Source organism: Streptomyces sp. NPDC093221 (genome assembly GCF_044753885.1).
In the GTDB taxonomy this organism is placed as follows: Bacteria; Actinomycetota; Actinomycetes; order Streptomycetales; family Streptomycetaceae; genus Actinacidiphila.
The window spans coordinates 120174-146610 of record NZ_JBIVOA010000013.1; the positions used below are offsets into that span (position 1 = coordinate 120174).

The following is a 26437-nucleotide window of genomic DNA, read 5'->3' on the forward strand; positions in this document are numbered from 1 at the left end:
CCCGCCCCCGCGCTCTCCTGCCCCCGCGCTCTCCTGCCCCCGCGCTCTCCCGCCCCCCCATCGAAAGGCCGTCGTCCTTCCCATGCCCGAGCTGGTCTTCTTCTCCGGAACGATGGACTGCGGCAAAAGCACCCTCGCCCTCCAGATCGTCCACAACCGCACCGCTCGCGGCCTCCAGTCGGTGATCTTCACCAGGGACGACCGCGCGGGCGAGGGCAAGCTCTCCTCGCGGCTCGGCCTGGTCACCGACGCCGTCGAGGTCGCGGACGGCATGGACCTGTACGGCCACGTGGTCGGCGTGCTCAGCCGCGGCGGCCGGGTGGACTACGTGATCGTGGACGAGGCGCAGTTCCTCGCGCCCGAGCAGATCGACCAGTTGGCGCGGGTGGTCGACGAACTCGACTTGGACGTCCACGCGTTCGGCATCACCACCGACTTCCGCACCCGGCTCTTCCCCGGCTCGCAGCGGCTGATCGAACTCGCCGACCGGGTCGAGGCCCTTCAGGTCGAGGCGCTGTGCTGGTGCGGCGAGCGCGCCACCCACAACGCCCGTACGGTCGACGGCGTGATGGTCGTCGAGGGCGCGCAGGTGGTGATCGGCGACGTCGACCGGTCCGGCGAGGTCGGCTACGAGGTGCTGTGCCGCCGTCACCACCGCCGCCGGATGACCAGCGCGACCGCGGGCGCGGGCACGCTCTCGCCCGACGTGCTGCCGGTCACCCACTCCTGACCGCGGCGGTCACCCGCTCATGACGACGGGCCCGGCCGGCCGCACGACGGCGGTCGACCGGGCCCGCCCGCCGGTCAGTTGACGCCGACCGGACCGAAACGCGCCACGACCGTACGGTCCCCGGTCACCGGCACGGTGACCGTCGGCCCGCTGTCGGGCAGTTGGGCGCCGTCGAGCGTCCAGCCCAGCAGTTGGAAGCCGGGCGCCGGTACGGCCGTCACGGTCGCGGTGTCGCCGCGCTCGAAGCGGCCCGGCTCCGTCTGGTTCCCGCCGACGGTGACCTTCCCGCCGCTCGCGGGCTCGGCCGTGGCGGTCACCGACTGCTGCACCATGTTGATCGCCATGATGCCCAGCAGCTTCGCGGGACCGGTGGACGTCGCGCCGTTGTAGCGCAGCACGTTGACCGCCGTGACGTCGGCCGAGGCGCCCGCCTTCACGGTGTAACCGCCGTCGCCGAGGTTGTCCGTGCCCAGGTTGAAGGCGCGGACGTCACCGGAGGTGACCACCAGACCGTTGTGCATGCCGTAGCCGAAGACGTCCGAGACCGTCAGGCCGCGGGCGCCGTCGACATGCACCAGGTCGGTGTTCTTGCGGGTGAACCCGTCGATGGTCTGCGCGAACAGATCGCTGCCGAGGCCCCAGCCGGGAATGCCGAAGCCGGTGCGGTTCACCGCGTTGCCGTTGCTGAGCACACCGTCGACCAGACCGCCGCGGCCCGCGCGCGCCGTGACGCCCCGGTTGAGGAAGACCCCGGTCAGCTTGTGCACCACGAAGCCGTCGTTGCCCTCGTCCACGGCGTTCCACGCGTTGGTCAGACCGACGTCGACCACATACGTGCCGCGGCCGGTGCCCCGGATGTCGTACGGGTAGGGGACGTAGCCGGTCGCGGGGTTGTTCTCCGGGTGGAAGACCCGCAGACCGCGCACGCCCGAGCCGTTTCCGGCGAGCGTGACGAAGGCGGCGTCGGTGTCGGCGTTCGCGGTGTTCCGGCCCGCGTAGGCGAACAGCACGGTGCCGCCGCTGGCGCCGTCCTCGTCGCGGTTCGGCGAGGACGAGGCGCCCCGCAGTTCGACCCCGGCCGGTACCCGCAGCCGGCCCTCGACCCGGTACCAGCCCGCGGGCAGGTACACGGTGCCGCCGCCCCGCGCGCCCGCCCGGTCCAGCAGCCGCTGGATGCCCGCGGTGGCGTCGGCGGCGGGCTGATAGCCCACGCCGTGCGGGACGGCGCCCGCCGCGTACAGCGCGTGCCCGCGAGGCGCGGGCAGGTCGGGTGCGGCGGCCCGGACCGGTACGGGACCGGGCATCGTCACGACCGTGCCGGAGGTCGCGCCGTCCAGCGCCGTGCCGGTGACCTTCACAAATCCCTTGGTGGCGTTGCGGATCGACGCGACGCTGCCCTGGAGCGTGCCCCCGGCCACCGTCATGCCCCAGCGGGTGTCGATGTCGTCCACCTGGAGGGCCACATCGGTGCGCACCACCCGGGTCTGCTGGAACGCGCCGACGAAAGCCGCCCGTTGGCCCTTCACGACCTGGATGCCGGTGCGGTAGTCGGACAGCGAGATCCGGGAGAACTGGTCCCACTCCAGGTCACCGAGGACGAGTCCCGTGCCGTTGGCCCGCGTCCACCGGTCGAGCGCCGACCGCGCGGGCGGGTCGTACGCCGAAGGCGCGTGCGCCCAGTAGGAGTTGGAGAAGGTGATGTCGCTCCAGGTGCCGACGTCCGAGCCGTTGTAACCGGTGGCCCCGGTGAACAGCACCGTCCCCTTGATGTCGGCGAGCGTCGCCGACTCGTGCACCTGGCCCTGCACCGCGGGCCTGCCGCGGTCGTCGGTCTTCGTGGAGACCCCGACACCCTTGTACGAGTTGAGCATCGTGACGTGCGCGACCGTGCTCATCATGAAATTCGCGTCGCTCTGCCAGGCCGAACCCGGAATCTCGAAGGTGTTGTTGTACGGCACCGGGTGGGCCGCGTTCTGCCGCGGGTAGTAGGTGGTCAGGCCCTGGACGGAGGCGCTGCCGCCGACCCGGAAGAGCACCGGCCCGTCGGCGCCCGGCGGCAGGTCGGCGCGGATCACCGTGCCGTAGCCGCCGGACCCGCGGTCCGGGTCGCGCCGGTCGCCGATCAGCGAGCAGAAGGCCGGGACCTCCACGGTGGTGGTGAGGCGGTAGGTGCCCGCGCCCAGCCACACCGTGCCGCCGCCCGCGTCCTGGCAGTCGTAGAGCGCGGACTGCACGGCGGCGGTCGCGTCCCTCTTCCCCGAGGTGTCGACGCCGTAGTCGCGGATGTCGAAGTCGGCGACGACCGGAGCGCCGGTCGAGTAGCGGGTGGTGACCAGCTTCGGGTGCGGTGTGACCACCCGCTGGTCGCGGACCTCGAGGACGGCGAGACCCACCTTGGTCTGGCCCGCGCTGTACCCGTGGATCGCCAGCCGGACGTACCGGGCGGTCGTCGGAGCGAAGGCGGTGGTGAACACCGAGCCGCCGACGGCCCCGGTGCGGCCCACGTCTGTGAAGCGCGTCCCGTCCGTGGACACCTGGACGGTGTAGTCGGAGGAGAAGGCGCCGGTCCAGCCGGCCTTGACCTGGTTGAAGCGCTTGGCCGCGCCCAGGTCCACGGTGAAGGTCTCGCCCGTCCCGCCGTCCCCGCTGACCCAGGCGCTGCCGCCGTTCCCGTCGATCGCCGCGGCCGGGGCGGACCCGGCGGCGGTGGACGAGGCGGTGGCGGTGCCCAGGTGCGCCAGGTCGGTGTTCACGGCGGCGGCGTGGAAGACGTCGAGCGCGGCGGCCAGCGCGTGGAAGGCGGTACGGGCCTGCTCGTCGGTGACGCCGGTGCCGTTCGCGACCGCGCGGGCCGCGTCGGCGGCCTGCTGGAGCGCGGCCTTCGCGCCGACCGGGTACTGCCCGTCGCGGGTGCCCTCGCGGGCCGCGAGGTAGGCCAGATCGGCCTGCGCCACAAGCTGCTTGAGGCCGGTCGTCGGGTCGAGCACGCGCGGCAGCGCGGTCACCGAGACGCGGGCGACCTTCAGTTCGGCCGGGCTGCCGCCGGTGGTGATGCGGAAGTCCGAGCCGTTGGAGCGGTTGGTGAGGATCGCGTCGTCCAGCAGGAAGGTGTGGGTCTTCCAGGTCCCCGAGTCGCCGTAGGTGAAGACCGGCGAGTTCTTGAACATCTCCGGGATCGTGTCGCCGGGGGAGTCGTACTGGAGCTGGATCGCTCCGTTGCCCCGGTCGAGGTAGTCGACGGTGACCGCGACCGGGTCGCGGTTGTCGTACAGCGCGGTGTCGTCCACGTTCATGTAGAAGAAGCCGGTCTCGGCGCCCGGGTGGCTCTGGTCGGTGCCCCAGTAGCCGCGGCCCGCCTCCGTGCCGGTCACCAGGTGCGTGTCGTTGTCGCCCGCCCGCGGCGAGATGCCGTGCGCGTCGACCGCGGTGCCGAGGTCCACGGACTGGCCCGCGGCGACCCTCACCGACGCCACCGTCACGTCGGCGGGCGCCCCGTCCTTCGTCCCCGACAGCCGCAGCTCACGGCCCGCCTCCGTCCCGAAGTCCGCCGGTACGGTGAAGGCTTCCGTCGTCCATCCGGCCGCTCCGGTGAGCGGCACGCTGCCGACGAGGTCGCTCGCGCCGCGCGTCAGCCGAAGCGTCGTCCCGTCGGGCGCGTCGTCGTACGTCACCGCCACGGTGACCTGGCCGGCGCCGCCGACGGTGTCGGTCCACTCCCGGTCCAGCGCCAACTTGATGTAGTCCGTGCCGGCCGCCACATCGGTCTGCCAGTACGGCTTTCCGTTCTTCTCACCGGTGCGCAGGCCGTCGGCGGAGTCGCCCGCGCTCGCGGTCAGGCCCAGCGTGACCGGTTTCGGGCCGAGGTCGGCGCCGACGCCCAGCGGATACAGCGCCGCCGCGGCGGCCCGCGACGACGGAGGGAGCAGCAGGGCCGCGAGCAGCAGCAGTGCTAACGCGGCGGGGGGCCGCAGCCATCGTGCGAGGGTGGGTCTCATGTGGCTTCTCCTACGGAGGGTCGGTTTCCAGGGGGAAGGGCGGTACGCCAGGTCTTGAGGGGCGCGGGGAACGGTGCGATCGGCCACGACGGGCCTGCGGGGGCAACCGGCCCGCGTCGGGCGGACACTAAGGACGCGCCAGGCGGAGCGTCAGGATCTGGAACGGGCGCAGGTCCAGCGGGAAGGAGCCGTCCCCGGCCCGGGGGAGGGGAGCGGTGGGGCTCTCCAGGAGGTCGGTGACGTGCGCCGCGGCAACGGGGAAGCCGGTGTGCAGCGCCCCGCGCGCGCCGCCGCCGCGCGACTCGTAGAGCCGGACGACCACGTCGCCGCCGCGGTCGTCGGCGAGTTTCACCGTCTCCACGACGATGCCGGGGTTGTCGACGGTGACGAACGACGGCCCGGCGGCGGCCCCGCCGGTCGACGCCGAACTGCCCGGCCGCAGCGGCAGGTTGAAGGAGTAGCCGGAGGCGACGGCGTCGCCGACCCCGGCGCCGACCACCAGGCCGTAGGCGAAGGAGTGCCGCCCCCGGTCGGCCTGCGGGTCGGGGCTGTGCGGCGCGCGCAGCAGCGACAGCCGCAGCGTGGTGGTCGTACCGCCGTCGTCGCGGGTCAGGCGCGAGACGTCGTGGCCGTAGGTGGAGTCGTTGACGACGGCGGCTCCCCAGCCGTGCTCGCCCACGTGCACCCAGCGGTGGGCCCAGAGTTCGAAGCGGGCGGCGTCCCAGCTCGTGTTCTCGTGGGTGGGGCGCTGGACGTGCCCGAACTGGATCTCGGCGCTCTCGCGCTCCGCGTGCACGTTCAGCGGCCACGCGGCCTTGAGGAGGGTGTCCCGCTCCTGCCAGTCGATGTCGGTCCGGACGGTCAACCGGGCGCTTCCGGCGGTGAGTTGCAGGTCCTGCGTGAGGTGCGAGCCGCCGAAGGAGCGCGTGACGCGCACCGACGCGAGCAGCGGCCCGGCCTCGGTGACCTCGACGGCGTCGGCGGCGGTGAGGTCGCGGACGGTGTCCCGGTAGTAGCCGTCGATGTTCCAGGCGCTCCACCGGTTGGGGTCGTCCGGGTGGAGTTGCAGCAGATTGCCCGCCGCGCCGGGGGCGATCGCCTCGCGTCCGGCGCGCAGGTCGTACGCGGACCGCACGAGGCCGTCGGTGTCGATCCGTAGCCGCAGCACCCCGTTGTCGAGGGTGATCCCGGTGGTGTCCTCGGTGACCGAGACCGGGGGCAGCGCGGAGCGCACGGCCTGACCGGTGCCGAAGGCGGGGGCCTCGACGAGGACGGCGGTACGTCCGTCGGACAGCGGCTGGCCGTCGGCGGCGGGGGTGCCCGCGGGCAGGACGGCCACCTCGCGGCGCGCGTAGGGCCCGGCGTTGTAGAAGACGGGTCCCGAGTCGGCGGGTCCTGAGTCGGCGGGTCCCGAACCGCCGGGCCCCGAACCGGCGGGTCCCGCGCCCGTCCCCGCACCCACCGCTGCCTCGATCACCTCGGCCAACTCGGCCTGCAACTCCCGGTGTACGGCCTCCGCCTCCCGGTGCACCCAGGCGATCGAGGAGCCCGGCAGGATGTCGTGGAACTGGTGCAGCAGCACCCGCCGCCAGATCGACTCCAGCCGCTCGTACGGGTAGGGGGCGCCGCCGCGGACCGTGGCCGCCGCCGACCACAGCTCGGCCTCGCGCAGCAGCGCCTCCGCGCGCCGGTTGCCGCGCTTGGTACGGGCCTGGCTGGTGTAGGTGCCGCGGTGATTCTCCAGGTACAGCTCGCCGCGCCAGACCGGCAGCCGCTCGTACTCCTCGCGCGCCTCGTCGAAGAAGGCCGAGGGATCGCCGACCTCCACGCGGGTGGAGCCCTCCAGGTCGCGCAGCCGCCGCGCCTTCTCCAGCATCTCGCGGGTCGGCCCGCCGCCGCCGTCGCCGAAGCCGAAGGGGGCGAGCGAGCGGGTGGCGGCGCCCTTGTCGGCGAAGTTGTGCTCGGCGTGGGCCAGTTCGGCGCCGGTCAGGGAGGCGTTGTAGGTGTCGACCGGCGGGAAGTGGGTGAAGATCCGGGTGCCGTCGATGCCCTCCCAGTGGAAGGTGTGGTGCGGCAGCCGGTTGGTCTCGTTCCACGAGAGCTTCTGGGTGAGGAACCAGCGGGCCCCGGCCAGCGCGGCGAGCTGCGGGTACGCGGCGGTGTAGCCGAAGGAGTCGGGCAGCCACACGCCGTCCTGCGGGATGCCGAACTCCTCGGCGAAGAACCGCCGGCCGTAGACGAGTTGGCGGGCCAGCGCCTCACCGCCGGGCAGATTGCCGTCCGCCTCCACCCACATGCCGCCGACCGGCGCCCAATTGCCGTCGGACACCGCCTTCTTGATCCGCTCGAAGATCTCGGGGCGGCGCTCCTTCATCCACGCGTACTGCTGCGCGGAGGAGCAGGCGAAGACCAGCTCCGGGTACTCCTGGGCCAGCGTCGTCATATTGGTGAAGGTCCGGGCGCACTTGCGGACCGTCTCGCGGACCGGCCACAGCCACGCCGAGTCGATATGGGCGTGCCCGACCGCGGTGACGGTGTGCGCGGAGGCGTGCGCGGGCCGGGACAGCACGTCCGTCAGCCGGTCGCGGGCGGCCTGCGCGGTGGCCGCGACCGCGCGCACGTCGACCGCGTCGACCGCCCGCTGGAGCGCCCGCAGGATCTCGTGCCGCCGCGAGCCGTCTGTCGGCAGCTCGCGCATCAGCTCGTCCAGCACCTCCATGTCGTGCAGCAGGTGCCACACCGCGTCCTCGCGCACCGCGATCTCGGCGGCGCGCAGCCGGTACAGGTGCTCCTCGCCCGCGGTGTCCCGCGAGCCGTAGTGCGTGCCGACCGCGAGCGCGCCCTCGATCATCGGGTTCGCCGCCAACTCCACCAGCAGCTCGACCGGTTCGCCGCCCGCGGCGGGCTCCGCGAGCAGCACCGAGCGGTGGTGCGGGTGCAGGCCCTGCACGGGTGCGCCCGCCGCGTCGTGGACGAAGCCCTCGGCCTGGCCGCCGGGGCCCTTCGTCGGGTCGAAGCCCAGGTCGAAGACGGCCTCCACCCGGCGGCCCGCCCAGGCCGCCGGTATCCGGCCGGTCGCCCGCAGCCAGGTCGTCGACCACGGACCGCCCCAGGTGTCGCCGATCGCGGCGGGCGCGTACGTCGCGGCCAGCGCGTCGGCCACCGGTACGGGTTCGCCCGGCACCTGCCAGGCGGCGAGATCGAGGGTCAGCGCGTCACTGTAGAGGGCGGGACGGACCACCTGAGCGAGGAATTTGGTGATCCGCTCTTCGACGATGTGCCGGTCGTCATGCACAGTTGCGTTTCCTTCTGCCGTGGGCGGGCGGGTGCCGGAAGGGCGGGCGGATGCGGGAGGGCGAGTGCTCGCGGAAAAGCCGTGGGGGACGTGGGGGACGTGGGGGAGGGGTCAGGTACGGCGCTCCGCTCCGGCCGTACGCCAGGTGCGCCGGGGCGTGAAGCCCAGCAGCGCCGTGCAGGCGGCCGTGTCGAAGAGCGAGGCGTGGTCCTGGAGGCCGCTGCGCAGCGGCACCCCCGGATGGTGACGGGCCATCAGTTCCGCGGACGGCAGCGCGGATGTCGTGTCGGCGGCCGTGACGTTGACGACGTGACAGCCGGTCAGCTCGGTCTCCAGCGCGCGCCGTACCGCCTCGGCCGCGTCCAGGGTGTGCAGCCAGCCCCACAGGTCGTGCCGCTGACCGGCCGGGTCGGCGGCGCAGGCGTCCAGGAAGTGGCCGAGCCGGTCGCCGGTCCCGGTGAAGGGCAGCCGCAGACAGACCGCGTCCAGGCCCCAGCGCCGGTGTGCGGTGCGTGCCACCTCCTCCAGCGCGGCCTTCGACAGGCCGTACGGGTCGCGCAGCACGCTCGGATGGGCCTCGTCCAGCGGGACGTAGGACGGCGAGACCGGCACCGGTGACCAGGCCAGGCCCACCGCGGCCATGCTGGAGGCGGCCACCACCCGGCGCACCCCGGCCCGGCCCGCCTCCTCGAACACCCGGTGCGCCGTCAGGCAGTTGTGCGCGAACAGCGTGCTCGGGTCGGTGTCGTTCGGGTGCGGGATCGCCCCGAGGTGCACCACCGCCTCCGCGCCCGCCATGGCCTCGCGGACCAGTTCCGGGTCCTGGAGGTCGCCGGTGTGCACGCGCGCGGCGCGCGGCTCGGTCACCGGCAGCAGGTCGGTGAGCACCAGGTCGTGCCCCGCGGCCAGCAGCGCCGCGGTGACATGGCCGCCGATGTGTCCTGCGGCCCCCGTGATCAGGACGCGCATCAGCCCTTCACCGCCCCGACCAGGCCGTTGACGAAGTAGCGCTGGAGGCTCAGGAACAGCAGCGCCACCGGGATGACGACGATCAGCGCGCCCGCCATCAGGTTGTTGTAGTGCGGCACGTTCGACGAGGCGAGCGTCTGGAGCCCGAGCGGCAGCGTGTACGTGCTCTCGTCGTTGAGCGACACCCGCGTCAGCAGGTACTCGTTCCAGGTGGGGATCGCGGTGAGCAGCGCCACCGTGATCAGCGCGGGCCGGGCCAGCGGCAGATAGATCCGGGAGAAGATGTGGAACTCGTTGGCGCCGTCGACCCGCGCCGACTCCCGCAACTCCCGTGGCACGGCGCTGAAGGCGCCGGTCATCAGCAGCACCGACAGCGGCGCGCCGCCGTTGACGAAGGGCAGCACCAGACCGATGTGCGTGCCCAGGATGCCCATCTTGTTCTCCAGCAGCACGATCGGCAGCATCACCGTGATGCCGGGCACGAACAGCAGCGCGACGAAGAGCTTCTGGAGCAGGCCGCGGCCGGGGAAGTCCAGCACCGCGAAGGCGTATCCGGCCGCCGCGTACACCCCGAGCGTCAGCACCACGGTGAGCGCGGTGACCTGAAGGCTGTTCAGGAAGTAGTGGAAGAAGTGCAGTTGGTTCCAGGTGTGGGTCAGCGTGTCCAGCGTCGGGTGGTGCGGGATCAGATGGCCGCCGCGTACCACCTCGACCTGGTCCTTGAAGGCGGCCGAGACCATCCACAGGAAGGGGTAGACGCTGACCAGGCCGTAGAGCGTCAGCAGGATGCCGACGGTCCAGCGCGCGGCGGCGCGCGAGACGGCGGCCCTGGCCGGCGAGGCGGGTCCTGTGGTGCGCGAGGGGCCCGCGCCGGAGATGTTCGTCGTCATGTTCTGCTCCGCATGACTCGCAGGTTGATCAGGGCGAGCACCACGGCGGCGGCGAACAGCAGCCAGCCGAGGGCGCTCGCCAGGCCGAGCGTCGGCGCCAGGTCTTTGAGGAAGGCCAGCCGGTACGCCTCGAGGCCGAGGACGTTGGTGTGGTCTCCGGGACCGCCGTTGGTCATCACCAGGAAGGTCTGGAAGCCCTGGAGGGAGTCGCGGAGATTGAGCAGCACGACGATCGAGGTGATCGGCCGGACCAGCGGCCACACCACCGACATGTTCGTCCGCCACCATCCGGCGCCGTCGAGCTGCGCGGCCTCCATCACGCTGCGGTCGATGGTCTGAAGACCGGTGAGGTACATCAGCATCGCGACCGGCACCGCCCCCCACACGGTGACCACGATCATCGTGGGCAGCGCGGTGTGCGGGTTGCCGAGCCAGCCCTGCGGCTGCGCGAGCGACCCCATGCCGACGCTGCTGAGCAGGGTGTTGACCGCGCCGTCCGGCTGGAGGATGTACTGCCAGGCGAAGAAGACGGCGATGCCGCTGGTGACGTACGGCACGAAGTACACCGAACGCAGCACGCCCTGCATCCGCTTGGCGGAGTTGAGCAGGATCGCCAGCGGGAAGGACACCGCGACGGTCAGCAGCGGGACGGCGATCATCACGTACAGGGTGTGGAGCGCCGCGTGGTGCAGCCGGGGCGCGTAGGCCGGATTCTGCCAGAGCAGGTCCTTGTAGTTCTGGAGGCCGACCCAGTCCCAGCGCGGCGCGAAGCCGTTCCAGCGGGCGAAGCTCAGCAGGAAGCCGTAGCCGACGGTGTACAGGCCCATGACCGCGAAGAGCACGACGGCGGGGGCGACGAACAGGTAACCGGAGACGGCCTCGTAGCCGCGGCGGCGCGGGGGGCGCGCGCCGCGGCCGGCGGCGGCGCGCGCGGCCGGCCGGGGATCGCCTCCCCGGCCGGCGCCGGCCGTCTCCGTGAGCGTGGGACGGGGTGCGGTGGTCACTTGGACGTCGCCCAGAAGGAGTTGTTGAGCTTGGCCATCGCCTTGCCGGTCTGGTCCACGCTCTTCTGCTTCAGCGGCGTCAGGTCGGCCAGCACCTCGCCCATCGAGTCCTGGTCGTACGTCGGCGGCCGGAAGGTGTTGTCGCTCGGGTCGTAGGTGGTCTCCGGCGTGCCGACGAAGGTCTTCAGCATGTCGGCGAGGGTCGGGCCCATCACCGAGGCGGCGTCCGCGCCGAGTTCGGTGGCGGGCACGTCGGTGGCGTCCTTGGCGAACTTCGAGGCGATGTCGGGCCGCGCCAGGAACTTCATCCACTTCTCGGCGTTGTCCGGGTGCTTGCTGGTGGAGGTGACCGTCAGACCGGTGAGCGCCAGCGGGCCGAGCGCCCGGTGGGGCACCGCGCCGTCGCCCGGCGAGGGCAGGCCGAAGGCCATCACGTCGTCGGGGTTCATGCCGTTCTGCTGGAGGAAGGCCAGCGTGAAGGTGCCGCCGATGTCGAAGGCCGACTTGCCCTGGGCGAACGCCTGGTCGGCCGCGTCGATGTCGAGGGTCTGGGTGCCCGGCATCCAGTACGGCTGGAGCTGCGCGTACTGCGTGAGGACCTTGGTGCCGTCGGCGGAGGAGAAGTCCGCGCCGGCGTCCTTGCCGAACAGCGCCTGGTACTTCTCCTTGCCCAACTGGGCGAAGGCCAGCGGCTGGAGGACCCAGGTCAGACCGGTCGCCTTGACCTTCAGACCGAGGCTGACCCCGCCGTTCTTCGGGTCCTTGGTGGTGGTGGCCTTCAGGTCGGCCAGGAACTCGTCCCAGTTCGCGGGGGCCTTGGTGATCCCGGCGGCGGCCAGCATCTTCTTGTTGGCCATGACGATGCCGAAGGTCCCGGAGGTGAAGGGCACGCTGAAGCGCTGGCCCTTGCTCACGCCGTGCGTCTTGGAGTCGGCGGGCTTGGACTCGGTGTACTTCGCGTCCGTGACGGTGCCCGAGACCTGGACGCCCTTCTGGTACAGGCCGCTCCAGGCGGCGTCGACGTCGCCCGCGATGTCCTTGGCTATGCCGGTGGCGCCGAGCACCAGGTCCTCGCCGTCGGAGTGCGTCTCCAGCACATCGGGCAGGTCGTGGGTCTTGGCGGCGGCCTGGAGCTTGGTGCTGTACGCGTCGTCCGGTCCGTACGCCTCGATCTTGACGGTGATGCCGGTCTGCTTCTTGAACTCGGCCGCCGCGTTGCGCAGTCCGGCGACGTGCGACTGCTTGAAGGTCCACATCTCCAGCGACTTGCTGTCCCCCGATCCGGAGGAGCCGCCGCCGCAGGCGGCCAGCGGGCTCAGCGAGAGGACGGTGGCCACAGCGGCTGCGGCGAGTCTCGTCTTCGGGGTAAAACGTGCGAATGGTGTGTTCATGGGTCCCTACCTAGGATTCGACCGTTCAGAAGACCGAATGACGTTGGAGTGACTGAACTTAGGGTCGTGTTTGATATAGCGTCAAGACGCACGCCGCGATGGGAGTGGGCACTCTTATGCGTCGTGCATCGGCGGCGGGGAGCGGAGGATCGGTGGAATCGGTGGCAGAAGCGGCGCGCGGGCGGAAGCCCGAAGAGGTGAAGTCCGCAGCTCGGGTACTGGAAGTGCTCGAACTGCTCGGCGCGGACGGCGCCCGGCTCTCGCTGGCGGAGATGGCGACGGCGATGGCGGTGCCGAAGAGCAGCCTGCACGCCATCCTGCGCACGATGCAGGCGCGCCGGTGGGTGGATCTCGACCCGTCAGGGACGCGCTACAGCCTCGGTCTCAAGGCGCTGTTGACGGGCACCGCCTACCTGGAGGGCGACGACGTCACCAGCCTGGCGGGGCCGGTGCTCGACGCGCTGGCCGAGGAGACCGGCGAGGCCGTGCACCTGGGCAGGCTCGACGGCACGCACGTCGTCTACCTGGCCAAACGCGAGTCGCGGCACGCGCTGCGGATGTACTCCGCGGTCGGCCGCAGGCTCCCCGCGCACGCCACGGCGCTCGGCAAGGCGGTGCTCTCGCAGTACGACCACGCCGAGGTGCAGCGGCGGCTGGACTGGCCGCTGGAGCGGATGACCCCGACCACGGTGGTCGATCCCGACGCGTTCCTGGCCCAGTTGGCCGAGGCGCGGCTGCGCGGCTGGGCGGCGGACGACGGCGAGAATTCCGTCGACATCCGCTGCGTCGCGGTCGCGCTCGGCGGCGGCCAGGGCGAGGACGCGATCAGTTGCTCGGCGCCCAAGAGCCGGATGGACGACGCGCGGGTCGAGGAGGTCGCGCAGGCGGTCACCGAGGCCGCGCAGTCGCTGAGCACCCTGCTCAAACGGCTGGGCCAGCACTGACCGGCCGCCGCCACCGCGCCGACCGGCCGCGGGCCGGCCGCTGAACCGGCACGGGCCGCCCGCCGGCTCGCCGACGGCCCGCCGCCCGCCTGCCGCCGGGCCTGACGCGCTGTCGGGCCCGGCCTGACGGGCCGTCCGGCCGACCGGGGCGTGCCGACCCCTTGTGTGTCCCGCGTGGCGGGGGTTACGGTCGTTGCGAGTTTGTCAAAGTGATTGACAAACTCGGAATGCCCTCTCTACGTTCGGATACCGGTACGTCATTCCGTTACCTGTACGTGGGAGTTCGTATGGCATTGCCTGATGCCGGCCCCGCACCGCTCGCCCCGGCCCCCTGGGTCGACGAGCGCGGCGCCAAGATCCGCATCACGGCCGTTCGCACCTTTCTGACCGCCCCCCACGGGTGCCCCCATCTCATCGTCCGCGTCGAGACCGGCGAACCGGGCCTCTACGGCCTCGGCTGCGCCAGCGACCCCCAGCGCACGCTGGCCGTCCGCTCGGTGCTCGACGACTACCTCGCCCCGCTGCTCATCGGGCGGGACCCCGACGACATCGAGGACATCCACCGGCTGATCCTCAACAGCGCCTACTGGCGCGGCGGTTCGGTCACCGGCAACGCGCTCGGCGGCATCGACGTCGCCTTGTGGGACCTCAAGGCCAAGCGCCTCGGCGCGCCCCTGCACTCGCTGTTCGGCGGCAAGGTCCGCGCCTTCGCCGAGGCGTACACGCACGTCGACGGCCGCGACGCCGCCGAGATCGCCGACAAGGTCCAGGCCGCGAGGGAACACGGCTACCGGCACGTCCGGATCCAGGCCGCCGTGCCGGGCGCCGACACCTACGGCGCCTCCGGCGGCGGCACCGCGGACGCCGACGCGGTACGCGAGCGGCGCGCGCCCTGGGACAGCGCGGGCTATCTGCGGCACGTGCCGGGCGTTCTCACCCGCGTGCGCGAACTCGTCGGCGACGACGTCGAGTTGCTGCACGACGTGCACGAACGGCTCGACCCCCGGCAGGCCAGGGACTTCCTGCGCAGGGTCGAGGACGCCGGACTGTACTTCGTGGAGGACCTGCTCGCGCCCGAGGACACCCGGCACTTCAAGCGGCTGCACGACGCCTCGCCCGTACCGCTCGCGGTCGGCGAACTCTTCCACGACACCGCCCAGTTCACCGCCCTGCTGGACGGCCCCGACATCGACTTCGCGCGGATCCGCGTTCCCACCCTCGGCGGCCTCACCCCCGCCCGCAAGATCGCGGCCTTCTGCGAACTGCGCGGTGTCCGGCTCGCGCCGCACGGCCCCGCCGACGTCAGCCCGGTCGCCCAGGCCGCCACCTTGGCCATGGACATCTCCAGCCACGCCTTCGGCGTCCAGGAGGCCGCGGTCTTCAGGCCGCCCGTCCACGAGGTGTTCCCCGGCACGGTCACCGCGTCCGCGGGCGGCCTCGTGCCCCATGACACCCCGGGCCACGGAGTGGACTTCGACGAGGCCGCCGCCCGCCGTCACCCCGTGCCCGAACCCCTGGCCCACGACCGCTGGGCCCTGCTGCGCAACACCGATGGGAGCGTGCAACGCCCGTGACGAATCCGATCAGAGCCGGTGAACCCGGAGCCGGAGCCGACCAGGACGGGGCCGGCCGGGAGCGGTCCGCACGACGGGCGTTGGTGGTACGCGGCGGCTGGGAGGGCCACGCGCCGATCGCGATCACCGACCTCTTCCTGCCCTTCCTCGAGGACGAGGGCTTCACCGTCCAGACCGCGCAGTCGCTCGACGTCTACGCCGACCGGGAGCTGATGGCCGCCACCGACCTCGTCGTCCAGTGCTGGACGATGGGCGAGATCAGCGGCGAGCAGACCAGGGGCCTGGCCGAGGCGGTCAGGGCGGGCACCGGCTTCGCGGGCTGGCACGGCGGGATCGTCGACTCCTTCCGCGGCGACGTCGACTACCAGTTCCTGACCGGCGGTCAGTTCCTCATGCACCCGGCGGGATTCCTCGACTACCGGGTCCATGTGCGGCCCGAGCGCGCCGACCACCCGGTGATCGCCGGGATCGGCGACTTCGACGTGCACACCGAGCAGTACTGGCTGGCCACCGACCCCGACATCGACGTGCTGGCCACCACGACCTTCCCGCCGGACGGCGAGCGCGCGCACCCGGTCGTGATGCCCGCGGTGTGGACCAGGAGGCAGGGCGCGGGACGGGTGTTCGTGTCCGCCATCGGGCACAAGGCCGACGACTTCGACGTGCCCGAGGTGCGGGCGCTGACCGAGAGGGGACTGCTGTGGGCGAGCCGTTGAGGATCGGCATGGTCGGCGCGGGCAAGATCAGCGGCCAGTACCTGGACACCATCGCCGGGCTCGAAGGGCTGCGGCTGACCGCCGTCACCGACCTCGACCCCGGCCGGGCCAAGGAGGCCGCCGAGCGCGCGGGCGCCGAAGTGGCTGCAAGCGTCGCGGAGTTGGTGGCGCGCGACGACGTGGACGCCGTCCTGAACCTCACCGTCCCCGCCGTGCACGCCGAAGTGGCGCTGGCCGCGGTCGCCGCGGGCAAGCACGTCTACGGCGAGAAGCCGCTCGCCGCCACCCGCGAGGAGGCCGCCGCCGTGCTCGCCGCCGCGCGCGCCGCGGGCGTCCGGGTCGGCAGCGCGCCCGACACCGTACTCGGCACCGGCACCCAGACCGCCCGCAAGGCCGTGGACGACGGGCTGATCGGCACGCCCGTCGCCGCGACCGCCTTCATGACCACCGCGGGCCACGAAGCCTGGCACCCGGACCCGGAGTTCTACTACCGGCCCGGCGGCGGCCCGCTGCTCGACATGGGCCCGTACTACCTGTCCGCGCTGGTCCACCTGCTGGGCCCGGTCGTCAAGGTCACCGGCGCCGTCGCCACCCCGCGCGCCGAACGCGCCATCGGCAGCGGCCCGCGCGCCGGGGCGCGCTTCCCCGTCGAGGTCGACACCCACGTCACCGGCGTCCTCCAGCACGAAGGCGGCGCCCTCACCACGCTGATCATGAGCTTCGACATCCACGCCGCCCGGCTGCCGCGGATCGAGGTGTACGGCACCGAGGGCTCGCTGTCCGTCCCCGACCCCAACGGCTTCGACGGCCAGGTCGAGTTGTTCACCGACGGTACGTGGCAGCCGCTGCCGGTCTCGGCCGGATACCGCGGCGCGGGGCGCGGCACCGGTCTCGCGGACCTCGCCGCCGCCGTCGCCGCCGGACGCCCGCACCTGGCGTCGGCCGAACTCGCCCAGCACGTACTGGACGTGATGCTGACACTGCTGGACGCCGCGCACGACGGGACGGCGCTGCCGGTCACCAGCGGCTGCGAGCGGCCCGCGCGGGTGGATTCCGTGACACCGTAATTCCACCGAGGGCGGCAGGAAGGGCCACGGCCCTTCCTGCCGCCTTTTGCCGTTCCCGGTGTCAGGCGAATTAACTGACGGCTGACTCCCTTTTCGGTTCCAAATTAGCCTGACAATTTGATAGTTGCAGGTCACGACCTGCGAGAAGAAGGAATTCGCGCGAGGCGTTGACTTGATAACACACATGGTTTTACATGGCGGTTACTGGCTGGACAGGAAGGGCTGCCGATGCATGACCGGATGAAGTCCGGCGAAGAGCGCATAGCCGCATTCCTCGCCGAACGGCTGCGCCCCGCGCTCTACCCGCAGAAGCTGCCCATGGACATCGGCGCCTGGCACATCGCGGGCGAGCCCGTCCCCGCCGAGGTCGCGCTGCGCGCCGACTACACGCCGTTCGCCGTCGGCGAGGCGTGGGGGCGCCCCTGGGCGACCACCTGGTTCAGCGTCCACGCCACCGTGCCGGAGCGCTGGGCCGGGCGGCGGGTCGAGGCGCTGTTCGACCTCGGCTCGGGACCCGACGACGGGACGGGAGAGGGAACCGGGGCCTGGACCGGGGCCTCCGGCGGCCCGGCCGAGGGCCTGGTGCACGACGCGCACGGCATCCCGCTCCAGGGCCTGCACCCCGGCCTCGGCGCCGTCCTGATCGCCGGCTCCGCCACCGCCGGCTCGTCCGTACGGCTGCTGGTCGAGGCCGCCGCCAACCCGCGCATCGCGGCGGGCAGCGGCGCGGGCACCCGGTACGGCGACCCGGCCACCGCGGGCGACACCCTCCTGTACCGGCTGCGCCGCGCCGACCTCGCCGTGCGCGACGAGGACGTCTGGCAGCTCGTCCACGACGTGCAGACCCTCGAAGGGCTGATGCGCGCGCTGCCCGAACAGCAGCCGCGCAGGCACGAGATCCGGCTCGCGCTGGAACGCGCCCTGGACGCCGTCGACCCGCGGGCCGTCGGCCGCACCGCCGGATACGCCCGTACGCTGCTGACCGACGTGCTCGCCCGGCGCGCCCACGAGTCGGCGCACACCGTGACCGCCGTCGGCCACGCGCACCTCGACTCCGCCCGGCTGTGGCCGGTGCGCGAGACGGTCCGCGAACGCGCCCGCGCCTTCAGCACGATGGCCGCGCTCGCCGACGAGTACCCCGAACTGGTCGTGGCCGCCTCCAGCGCGCAGCACTACGCCTGGATGAAGGACCACCAGCCGCATGTCTTCGAGCGGATACGCAAGGCGGTCGCGGACGGCAACTGGGCGCCGGTCGGCGGCATGTGGGTGGAGGCCGACACCGAACTGCCCGGCGGCGAGGCGCTGGTGCGCCAGCTCGTGCACGGACGGCGGTTCTTCCGCGACGAGTTGGGCACCGAGACCGACGGCGTGTGGCTGCCCGGCGCCTCCGGCGCGTCCGCGGCCTTCCCGCAGCTCGCCGCGCTCGCGGGCGCCCGCTGGTTCCTCGGCCGCCGCCCGGAGCCCGGCCGCGGCTCCGCGCTGCCGCACCACACCTTCCGCTGGGAGGGCCTGGACGGGACGAGGCTCTTCGCGCACCTCGCTCCGGTCGGGACCGACGGCGAACGCGGAACCGCGGACCCGGCGCTGACCGGCGGCGACCTCGTACGGTCCGTGGACGACTTCGCCGACAAGGGTGACGCGACCCGCTCCCTGCTGCCCTTCGGCCGCGGCGACGGCGGCCCCGACCGGTCGATGCTGGAGCGCGCCCGCCGCCTGGCCGACCTCGACGGCGCGCCGCGCGTCACCCTCGGCGCCCCGGCCCGCTTCTTCCGCGACGCCCAGGCCGAGCATCCGGCCGCCCCCGTGTGGCGCGGCGAACTCGACCTCGCGCCGCACCTGGGCACGTACACCAGCCAGGCGCGCACCAAGCGCGGCAACCGGCGCAGCGAGGCGCTGCTGCACGAGGCCGAGCTGTGGTCGGCGACCGCCGCAGTACGGCACGGAATCCCGTACCCCTACGCCGAGTTGGAGCGGCTGTGGAAGAAGGTGCTGCTCCAGCAGTGCCACGACATCCTGCCCGGCACGTCGATCGCCTGGGTGCACGAGGAGGCCGAGCAGACCCACCGGGACGTACGGCGCAGGCTGGAACGGCTGATCCGGCGGGCGGTCGGTGACCCGGACGGCGCGACCGTGCTCAACGCGGGGCCGCGGGCCCGCCGCGAGGTCGTCGTCCTCGAACCGGAGGACGGCCCGGTGCCCGGCACGCTCCTGACCGGCACTCTTCCCCTCGACGCCGCACAGCCCGGCACCGCACAGCCCGGCACCGCCCGACCCGGCACAGTACAGCCTCGTGCGGCGCGGCCCGGCACCGTACAGCCGCTGTCCGACGGCCGGTTCGCGGTCCTCGCGCAGGCCCCGGCGCACGGCTCAGGACCCGCGGGCATCGCGCTCGGCGACCTCGCCCCGGTCACCGTGACGGCGGGCGCGGACGGCGGCCACGTCCTGGACAACGGGCTGCTGCGAATACGGGTCGACGCGGCCGGTCTGGTGCGGTCCGCCGCCGACCTCGGCACCGGACGCGAGGCCATCGCGCCCGGCGCGGCGGGCAATCTGCTCCAGCTGCACCGCGACGAGCCCGGCGGCTGGAGCGCGGCGCGCTACGCCCCGGTGGCCGGGTCCCGCGATCTGGACCGGGCCGACCGGGTGGAGGTCACCGCCGCGGGACCGCTGCTGGCCCGGCTGCGGATACTGCGCGGCACCGGACGCTCCACCGTCGTACAGGAGCTGACGCTCACCGCGGGCAGCCACGCGCTGACCGTCGACACCGAGGTCGACTGGCGCGAGCAGGACACCGTGCTCAAGGCCGCCTGGCCGCTGGACGTGCACGCGGAACACAGCCGCGCGGAAACGCAGTTCGGCCACGTCGCGCGCCCCACGCACGGGAACACCGACGGGGACGCGGCCCGCCGCGAGTCGGTCGCGCACCGCTGGATCCACGTCGGCGAGCACGGCTGGGGCGTCGCGCTCGCCGGGGACTCGACGTACGGCTACGACGTGACACGGCACACCCGCGAGGACGGCGGCACCACCACCGTCGTGCGCAGCACGCTGCTGCGCGCCCCGCGCAGCCCCGACCCGCACGCCGACCGCGGACTCCAGCGCTTCCGGCACCGGCTGCGGCCCGGCGCCGACGTGGACGACGCCGTCTCCGAGGGCTACGCGCTGCACCTGCCGCTGCGCCCCGGCCCGGACACCGGCGCCGTCACCCGACCCGATTCCCCTCCCGGCAACGCTTCTGACGCGGCGTCACCGCCCCCGCTGGTCGCCGTCGACCACCCCGACGTCGTGGTCGAGACGGTCAAACTCGCCGACGACCGCAGCGGCGACGTCGTGGTCCGGCTGTACGAGTCGCGCGGCGGGCGGGCCCGCACCGTCCTGACCGCGGGCTTCCCCGCGACGGCCGTCCAGGAGACGGACCTGCTGGAGGAACGGCTCGCCGACCACCCGCACGACGACGGACGCACCCCGCTGACGCTCCGCCCGTTCCAGGTCCTCACCCTGCGGCTGATCCGCCCCCGCGAAGGCCAGGAGGGCCGCGTTGCCTGAAACACCCCACTCGCCGCTCTCCGAAGTGCCGTCGCAGGACAGGGCGTTGCCCACCTTCCCCGACGAGCGGCGCCCGCCGGGACCGCCGGACGCGCGGACGCGGGACCTGCTGCGCCAGTGGGCCGCGGGCGACGGTCCGCTCGCCACCCGCGCCAGGGTCGTCCTGCTCGCCGCCGAAGGACTGCGGGACGCCGAGATCTCCCGGCGGCTCGGCGTCTCCCGGCAGACCGTGGGCAGTTGGCGGCACCGCTGGCAGAGCGCGGGGCTGCGCGGCCTCGAACAGCGGCCCCGCACCGGCAGACCCGCCACCGTGGACGAGGCCGAGGTGGTCACCCGGGCACTGCTCGCGCCCGGCGGTAGCGGCGCCAGCCGGGCCATCGCCCGCGAACTGGGCCTGTCCCACGCCACGGTGGCCGCGATCAGACGCCGCTGGCAGCTCACCGCGGACGAGACGACACCCGCCCCGCACGTACCGACCAGACCGCCGCTGCCCGGCACCGACGTGTGGGTGATGGGCCTGTACGCCGACGCGCGCGGCGCCGTCCTGCTCGCCGGCACCCGCGCCGCGGCCCCGGCGCCGGGACCCGCGGCCACCGTCATCGGCGAGGACGTCCTGGCCGGACTCGGCCGGGCCCTCGACGGGATGCGCCTGGCCGTGGCCCCGGACCCCGGCGGCCCGCCGCCGCTCGGGCTCACCGGCTACCTCGCGGCGGCGGCCGAACACCACCCGGACATCGCCCTGCACGCGATCACCCTCTGGGAGACCGGCCGGATCTCCGCGCCCCCGCCCGGCACCACGCCGGTGACCTTCCACCAGCTCCCGGCCCGCTCCACCTGGCGCGGCTTCCTGCGCGCCATGATCGCCCTGGACAGCACCAGCCACCCCGAGTCCTCCCGGCGGGTCTACCTCGACCTGGTCGCCGCGCTGGAACGGCAGACCGCGGGCGCGCCGGGCCCGGTCCGCTGGCTGCGCGAGAACGTCGCGGGCCACCTGCGCGCCCCGCACACCCCCGAGGCCGTCGCGCACCCGCCCTCGTTCAGCGGCGTCAACCAGATCGACCTCGGCTCCTTCAACGAGTGCGTGGTGATCGAGACCGTCCGGCTGTCCGGCACCATCACCCGCGGCGAGATCGCCCACCGCACCGGACTCACCCAGCAGTCGGTCTCCCGGATCGCCCGCTCGCTGCTCGACCGCGGCATCCTCGTCGAGGACGCGCAGCGGCGCGCCACCTCGGGCAAGCCCCGCACCCCGGTGCGGCTCAGCGGCACCGCCGCGCACGCGCTCGGCCTGCACATCGACCCCGAGGTGCTGACCGCCGTCGTCATCGACCTCGACGGCGCGATCGTCTGCACCCGCACCCGGCCGGTGAGCGCCGACATCGACCCGGCCGAATTCGTCGCGCAGGTGGTCGAGTTGGGCCGGGAGACGCTGCAAAAGGCGGGCGGCGCGGTTCGCGAGGACGGCTTCCTCGGCATCGGCGTCGCGGTGCCGGGCCCGGTCGACATCGCCTCCGGTACGGTGCTCGGCCCGCCGCTGCTGTCGGCCTGGAACGACCTGCCGCTGCTCTACCTGCTCAAGGACCACTTCCCGTGCCCGGTGATCATCGAGAAGGACTCGCTGGCCGCGGCGGCGGGGGAGCGGTGGATCGGCCGCGACCGCAGGGCCCGCGATTTCGCGTACCTCTACCTCGGTACGGGCGTCGGCTCCGGGCTCTACCTCAACGGCGACCTCTACCGGGGCGTCAGCGCCAACGCCGGTGAGTTCGGGCAGCTCTGCGCCATCGCGCTGGGCCGGGTGGACGCCGACGGGCGGCCCGAGCTGCTGCCCGAGTGCAATCCGCCGGTCTCCGTGACCGACTTCGCGGTCCGCCGCGGCCTGCCCGCCGCCGACGCCGCCCGCGGCAGCACCGCCGCCTACCGGGAGGTCGGCCGGGCCGCGGCGGCCGGGGACCCGGCCGCGACGGCCGCGCTGCGCGAGGTGGCGGGCGCCGTCGGACGCGGCGCGCTCGGCCTGGTCGACCTGCTGGACATCGACCTCATCGTGCTCGGCGGCCCGTTCTTCACCGACGACGTCGCCGACTTCTACCTGGACGAGATCGGCCGCGCCGTCAACGAATTCCCCACCGCCCGCAGGCTGCGCCGGGTCGAGGTGGAGCGCTCGGTGCTGAGCGCCGAGGCCGCCGCCGTCGGCGCCGCGTCGACCATCTTCCACGCCACGTTCACCCCGCGGCTGCGCGGGCGCGAGCGGCCCTGACCGCGACCCGAGCCCGGACCGGCTCCGGGCACAGGCCGGTGAGCAGCCCGCTTCCAGCTTTTTGCAGCGAGAAGTCAAAAAATGCCGGTCCGATCGCGTTCTTTGTCTTGACGCTGCGTCAAAGATGGCAACACACTGCCCAACTGATGACGCGAGACCCGGACTTCCTTCGGACTTGCACCGAAGTCGGTACCGGCATCTGCTCGATGCTGCTCGATGACGACGGAGGCAGGATGGACGAGCGAAAGCGCCGACGCGCGGGACTGGCCGCGGTCTGCGCCATGGCGTGTGCGATCGGACTGACGGCGGGCTTCGGCCCGAGCGCGGCCGCGAACACCCCACAGGAGGCGGTCGCCGCCACCCCGGTCTACCTCGACACCCACTACTCCTTCCAGGAGCGGGCCGCCGACCTGGTGTCGAGGATGACCTTGCAGGAGAAGGTCCAGCAGCTCAGCACCAACAGCGGCCCCGCCATCCCCCGGCTGGGCGTCCAGCAGTACACGTACTGGAGCGAGGGCCAGCACGGCGTCAACACCCTCGGGGCCAACCAGAACAACGGCGGGGCGCAGGGCGGCGTCCACGCCACCAGCTTCCCGACCAACTTCGCCTCGTCCATGTCCTGGGACCCGGCGCTGCTCTACCAGGAGAGCACCGCGATCTCCGACGAGGTGCGCGGCTTCGTCGACAAGTCGCTCTTCGGCACCGGCCAGAACAACCTCGGCCCGTCCGCCGACGACTACGGCTCGCTGACCTACTGGGCGCCGACGGTCAACCTCGACCGCGACCCGCGCTGGGGCAGGACCGACGAGGCGTTCGGCGAGGACCCGTACTTCGTCGGGCAGATGGCCGGCCAGTTCGTCGACGGCTACCAGGGCAACAACCCCGACGGCACCTCGAAGACCGGCTATCTGAAGGTCGCCTCCACCGCCAAGCACTACGCGCTCAACAACGTCGAGGACAACCGCACCGGCATCAGCTCCGACGTCAACGACACCGACCTGCGCGACTACTACACCGCGCAGTTCCGCTCGCTGATCGAGGACGCGCACGTGTCCGGGCTCATGACGTCGTACAACGCGATCAACGGCACCCCGTCGGTCTCCGACACCTACACCACCAACCAACTCGCCCAGCGCACCTACGGGTTCAACGGGTACATCACCTCCGACTGCGGCGCGGTGAGCACCAACTGGCGGCAGTTCCCCGGCGGTCACGACTGGGCGCCGCCCGGCTGGACCACCGACCACAAGGACGACCCGACGTGGACCGAGACCGCCACCGGCACGACGATGTCCGGTCAGGCCGGCGGCCAGGCGTACGCGCTGCGGGCCGGTACCGACCTCAACTGCACGGGTGACGAGGCGACCACCGCCAACATCCAGGAGGCCATCGAGGCGGGCGCGCTCAGCGAGGGCGTGGTCGACACCGCCCTGGTGAAGGTCTTCACCATCCGCATGGAGACCGGCGAGTTCGACCCGGCGAGCGCGGTGTCGTACACGAACATCACCAAGGACCAGATCGAGAGCCCGGCCCACCAGGCGCTCGCCACCACGGTCGCCGACAACTCCCTGGTGCTGCTGAAGAACGACAAGCGGGCCTCGGGCGGCGGCAAACTGCTGCCCGCCGACCCCGCCACCACCAAGAAGGTCGTCGTCCTCGGCGACCTCGCCAACACCGCGACGCTCGGCCTGTACTCGGGTGACCCGACCTACCGGACCAGCCCGCTGCGCGGCATCCAGAACGAGATCCACGCGATCGACCCCACGGCGTCCGTGGTCTACGACGCGGCGGGCACCTCGTCCACCGGCACCGGCGCCGCGGTGCTCTCCGACAAGACCAAGGCCGACATCAAGGCCGCCGACCTCGTGGTGCTGTTCGTCGGCACCACCCAGGCCAACGGCGACGAGGGCAACGACCGCGACAACCTGAACATGCCCGGCAACTACCAGTCGCTGATCGACCAGACGTCGGCGCTCGGCACCGACAAGCTCGCCCTGGTCATCCAGTCCGACGGCCCGGTCGACATCCAGAAGGAGGCCGCCGCCGGCTCACCGGTCTCCTCGATCGTCTTCAGCGGCTACAACGGCCAGTCGCAGGGCACCGCGCTCGCCCATGTGCTCTTCGGCGACGTCAACCCGTCCGGGCACCTCAACTTCACCTGGTACAAGGACGATTCACAGCTCCCCGACAAGCAGAACTACGGGCTGACCCCGAGCGCCACCGGCGGCCTCGGCCGTACGTACCAGTACTTCACCGGCGCCCCCACGTACCCCTTCGGCTACGGACTCAGCTACAGCTCCTTCTCCTTCACCTCGGTCAGCGCCAACAAGACGCAGATCACGCCGGACGGCACCGTGAAGATCGGCGTGGACGTCACCAACACCGGCAAGACGGCGGGCGCCACGGTCGCGCAGCTCTACGCGGCGACCCCCTTCACCGTCCCCGGCGTCGAACTGCCCGCCAAGCGGCTGGCGGGCTTCGCCAAGACCAAGGTGCTGGGGCCCGGCAAGAGCCAGCACCTGACCATCACCGTCAAGGCCGCCGACCTGTCCTTCTGGGACGCCAAGAGCTCCCGGCAGACCGTCTACAACGGCACCTACGCGTTCCGGCTCGGCCCGGACTCCGCGCACCCGGCGGGCACCGCGAACGTGAGGATCAGCGGCACTCTGACGCCCAAGGTGCGCTACGTCACCGTGCAGCCCGAGAGCGTCGTCCACGACGCGGGCCAGACCTTCTCGCTCACCGGCAAGAACAAGTGGATCAAGGACGACACCAACCCGGCGAAGGAACAGCGCGACCTGTCCGTCACCGCGGACGACGTCGTGGAGGCCGTCAACAACGACCAGTCCTTCGTCGACCTGTCCACCGCCAAGGTCACGTACCGCAGCAGTGACCCGGCGGTCGCCACCGTCGACAAGAACGGCCTGGTGCACGCCGTGGCCGACGGCGTCGCCACCGTCTCGGCGACCGTGGGCGGCGTCACCGGCTCCACCCCGGTCGTGGTCCGCGGCACCCTCACGCTCAAGGCGCTGCCGATCGCCAAGGCGGGCAGCACCCTGACCGCGACCACCACCTACACCAACGGCGCCGCGGCCGCGGTGCGGAACGTGTCGGTCACGCTTGCCACCCCGGCGGGCTGGACGGCCACGGCCACCAGCCCGGCGACCTTCGACACCGTCGGCGCGGGCCAGAAGGCCACCACCACCTGGCAGGTGACCGTCCCGGCCGGTGCGGACCCCGACAACTTCACCCTGGACGCCACCGTCATCACCCCCTCCGGGGAGGAGAGCGCCCAGGCCCCCGTCACCGTGCCGTACGCGTCACTGACCGCCGCCTACAACAACTCCGGCATCAGCGACGACGCCCACACCACGACCGGCAGCCTGGACGGCGAGGGCGCCAGCTTCTCGCTCCAGGCGCTGGCCGCCCTGGGCTGGCACGCGGGCCAGAACACCGACCACGACGGGGTGTCCTTCCCCTGGCCCGCCACCGCGGGCACCGGGGACCCCGACAACGCCGTGGCCGGCGGCCAGGCCGTCGAGATCACCGGCACCGGAACCAAGCTGGGCTTTGTCGGCACCAGCGCCTTCGGCGCCACCTCCGGCACCGGCACCATCGTCTACACCGACGGGACCACGCAGACCTACGCGCTGGCCCTGTCCGACTGGTGGGCCGGATCACCGTCGCAGGGCAGCGACTTCGCCGCCAGCACGCCCTACCTCAACAACGGCGGCGGACAGCAGCAGCAGACCGTGCACATCTCCGCGGCCACCGTGGACCTGCTGCCCGGAAAGACCGTCCAGGCGATCACCCTGCCCAACGTGAGCAAGACGCAGGTCGACCACCAGGTCGCCATGCACCTGTTCTCGATCGCGATCGGCGGCTGACACGCAGCGGCGGGGGGGGGGCCCCCCCCCCCCGGGGGGCGGCCCCCCCCCCCCCCCCCCCCCCCCCCCCCCCCCCCCCCGCCCCCCCCCCCCCCCCCCCCCCCCCCCCCCCCCCCCCCCCCGACCGGATCCTTGCTTGGGCTCCCGCCCCGCAAGAAGGCCCTCGTCGGTCAGC

At 72.7% G+C, this 26437-nt stretch carries 14 protein-coding genes; 8 read left to right on the top strand and 6 right to left on the bottom strand.

Annotated elements, in window-relative coordinates:
- Positions 1–82 precede the first annotated feature (82 nt).
- On the top strand, positions 83–730 hold the full coding sequence (locus tag ACIQCJ_RS33970; RefSeq protein WP_355338403.1) for a thymidine kinase: 648 nt from the start codon (positions 83–85) through the stop codon (positions 728–730).
- A gap of 74 nt (positions 731–804) precedes the next feature.
- On the opposite strand, the gene ACIQCJ_RS33975 is transcribed toward ACIQCJ_RS33970, so the two are convergent.
- The 6 genes from ACIQCJ_RS33975 to ACIQCJ_RS34000 form a co-directional block, all read right to left on the bottom strand.
- Entirely contained in the window at positions 805–4725 is a 3921-nt protein-coding gene (locus ACIQCJ_RS33975; protein ID WP_402713671.1) for a discoidin domain-containing protein, read from the bottom strand.
- A 127-nt stretch (positions 4726–4852) separates the two neighbouring features.
- Positions 4853–8020: an alpha-mannosidase gene (locus ACIQCJ_RS33980; RefSeq protein ID WP_402713673.1), complete on the bottom strand. Its 3168-nt coding sequence runs from the start codon at positions 8018–8020 to the stop codon at positions 4853–4855.
- Between the two features lie 111 nt (positions 8021–8131).
- Positions 8132–8989 carry an NAD-dependent epimerase/dehydratase family protein gene (locus tag ACIQCJ_RS33985; protein WP_402713675.1) on the bottom strand — a complete coding sequence of 286 codons (858 nt, stop codon included), beginning with the start codon at positions 8987–8989 and terminating at the stop codon, positions 8132–8134.
- Positions 8989–9879 (bottom strand): carbohydrate ABC transporter permease, encoded by an 891-nt coding sequence (locus ACIQCJ_RS33990; RefSeq protein ID WP_402713677.1) that lies wholly within the window; start codon positions 9877–9879, stop codon positions 8989–8991. Before ACIQCJ_RS33990 ends, ACIQCJ_RS33985 begins: the two co-directional genes overlap by 1 nt.
- Positions 9876–10883, bottom strand: coding sequence for a carbohydrate ABC transporter permease (locus ACIQCJ_RS33995; protein ID WP_402713679.1), 1008 nt, complete (start codon positions 10881–10883; stop codon positions 9876–9878). Before ACIQCJ_RS33995 ends, ACIQCJ_RS33990 begins: the two co-directional genes overlap by 4 nt.
- Positions 10880–12274, bottom strand: coding sequence for an extracellular solute-binding protein (locus tag ACIQCJ_RS34000; RefSeq protein ID WP_391048929.1), 1395 nt, complete (start codon positions 12272–12274; stop codon positions 10880–10882). Before ACIQCJ_RS34000 ends, ACIQCJ_RS33995 begins: the two co-directional genes overlap by 4 nt.
- Before the next feature lie 152 nt (positions 12275–12426).
- Here ACIQCJ_RS34000 and ACIQCJ_RS34005 point away from each other — a divergent pair, with 152 nt between their 5' ends.
- From ACIQCJ_RS34005 to ACIQCJ_RS34035, 7 genes are all read left to right on the top strand, one after another.
- The gene (locus tag ACIQCJ_RS34005; RefSeq protein WP_402713681.1) at positions 12427–13218 is read left to right on the top strand and encodes an IclR family transcriptional regulator; all 792 of its coding nucleotides are present in this window, start codon (positions 12427–12429) and stop codon (positions 13216–13218) included.
- 287 nt (positions 13219–13505) lie between these two features.
- On the top strand, positions 13506–14792 hold the full coding sequence (locus tag ACIQCJ_RS34010) for an enolase C-terminal domain-like protein (RefSeq protein ID WP_402713683.1): 1287 nt from the start codon (positions 13506–13508) through the stop codon (positions 14790–14792).
- A gap of 80 nt (positions 14793–14872) precedes the next feature.
- Positions 14873–15508: a ThuA domain-containing protein gene (locus ACIQCJ_RS34015; protein ID WP_402713700.1), complete on the top strand. Its 636-nt coding sequence runs from the start codon at positions 14873–14875 to the stop codon at positions 15506–15508.
- Complete coding sequence (locus tag ACIQCJ_RS34020) at positions 15493–16575, top strand: Gfo/Idh/MocA family protein (protein ID WP_401723866.1); 1083 nt, start codon at positions 15493–15495, stop codon at positions 16573–16575. Before ACIQCJ_RS34015 ends, ACIQCJ_RS34020 begins: the two co-directional genes overlap by 16 nt.
- A gap of 228 nt (positions 16576–16803) precedes the next feature.
- A complete protein-coding gene (locus tag ACIQCJ_RS34025; RefSeq protein WP_402713686.1) occupies positions 16804–20121 on the top strand; it encodes an alpha-mannosidase in 3318 nt (1105 codons plus the stop codon).
- Positions 20114–22375 (top strand): ROK family protein, encoded by a 2262-nt coding sequence (locus ACIQCJ_RS34030; RefSeq protein WP_402713688.1) that lies wholly within the window; start codon positions 20114–20116, stop codon positions 22373–22375. Before ACIQCJ_RS34025 ends, ACIQCJ_RS34030 begins: the two co-directional genes overlap by 8 nt.
- 233 nt (positions 22376–22608) lie before the next feature.
- The gene (locus tag ACIQCJ_RS34035; protein WP_402713690.1) at positions 22609–26262 is read left to right on the top strand and encodes a glycoside hydrolase family 3 C-terminal domain-containing protein; all 3654 of its coding nucleotides are present in this window, start codon (positions 22609–22611) and stop codon (positions 26260–26262) included.
- The last annotated feature ends 175 nt before the right edge of the window (positions 26263–26437 follow it).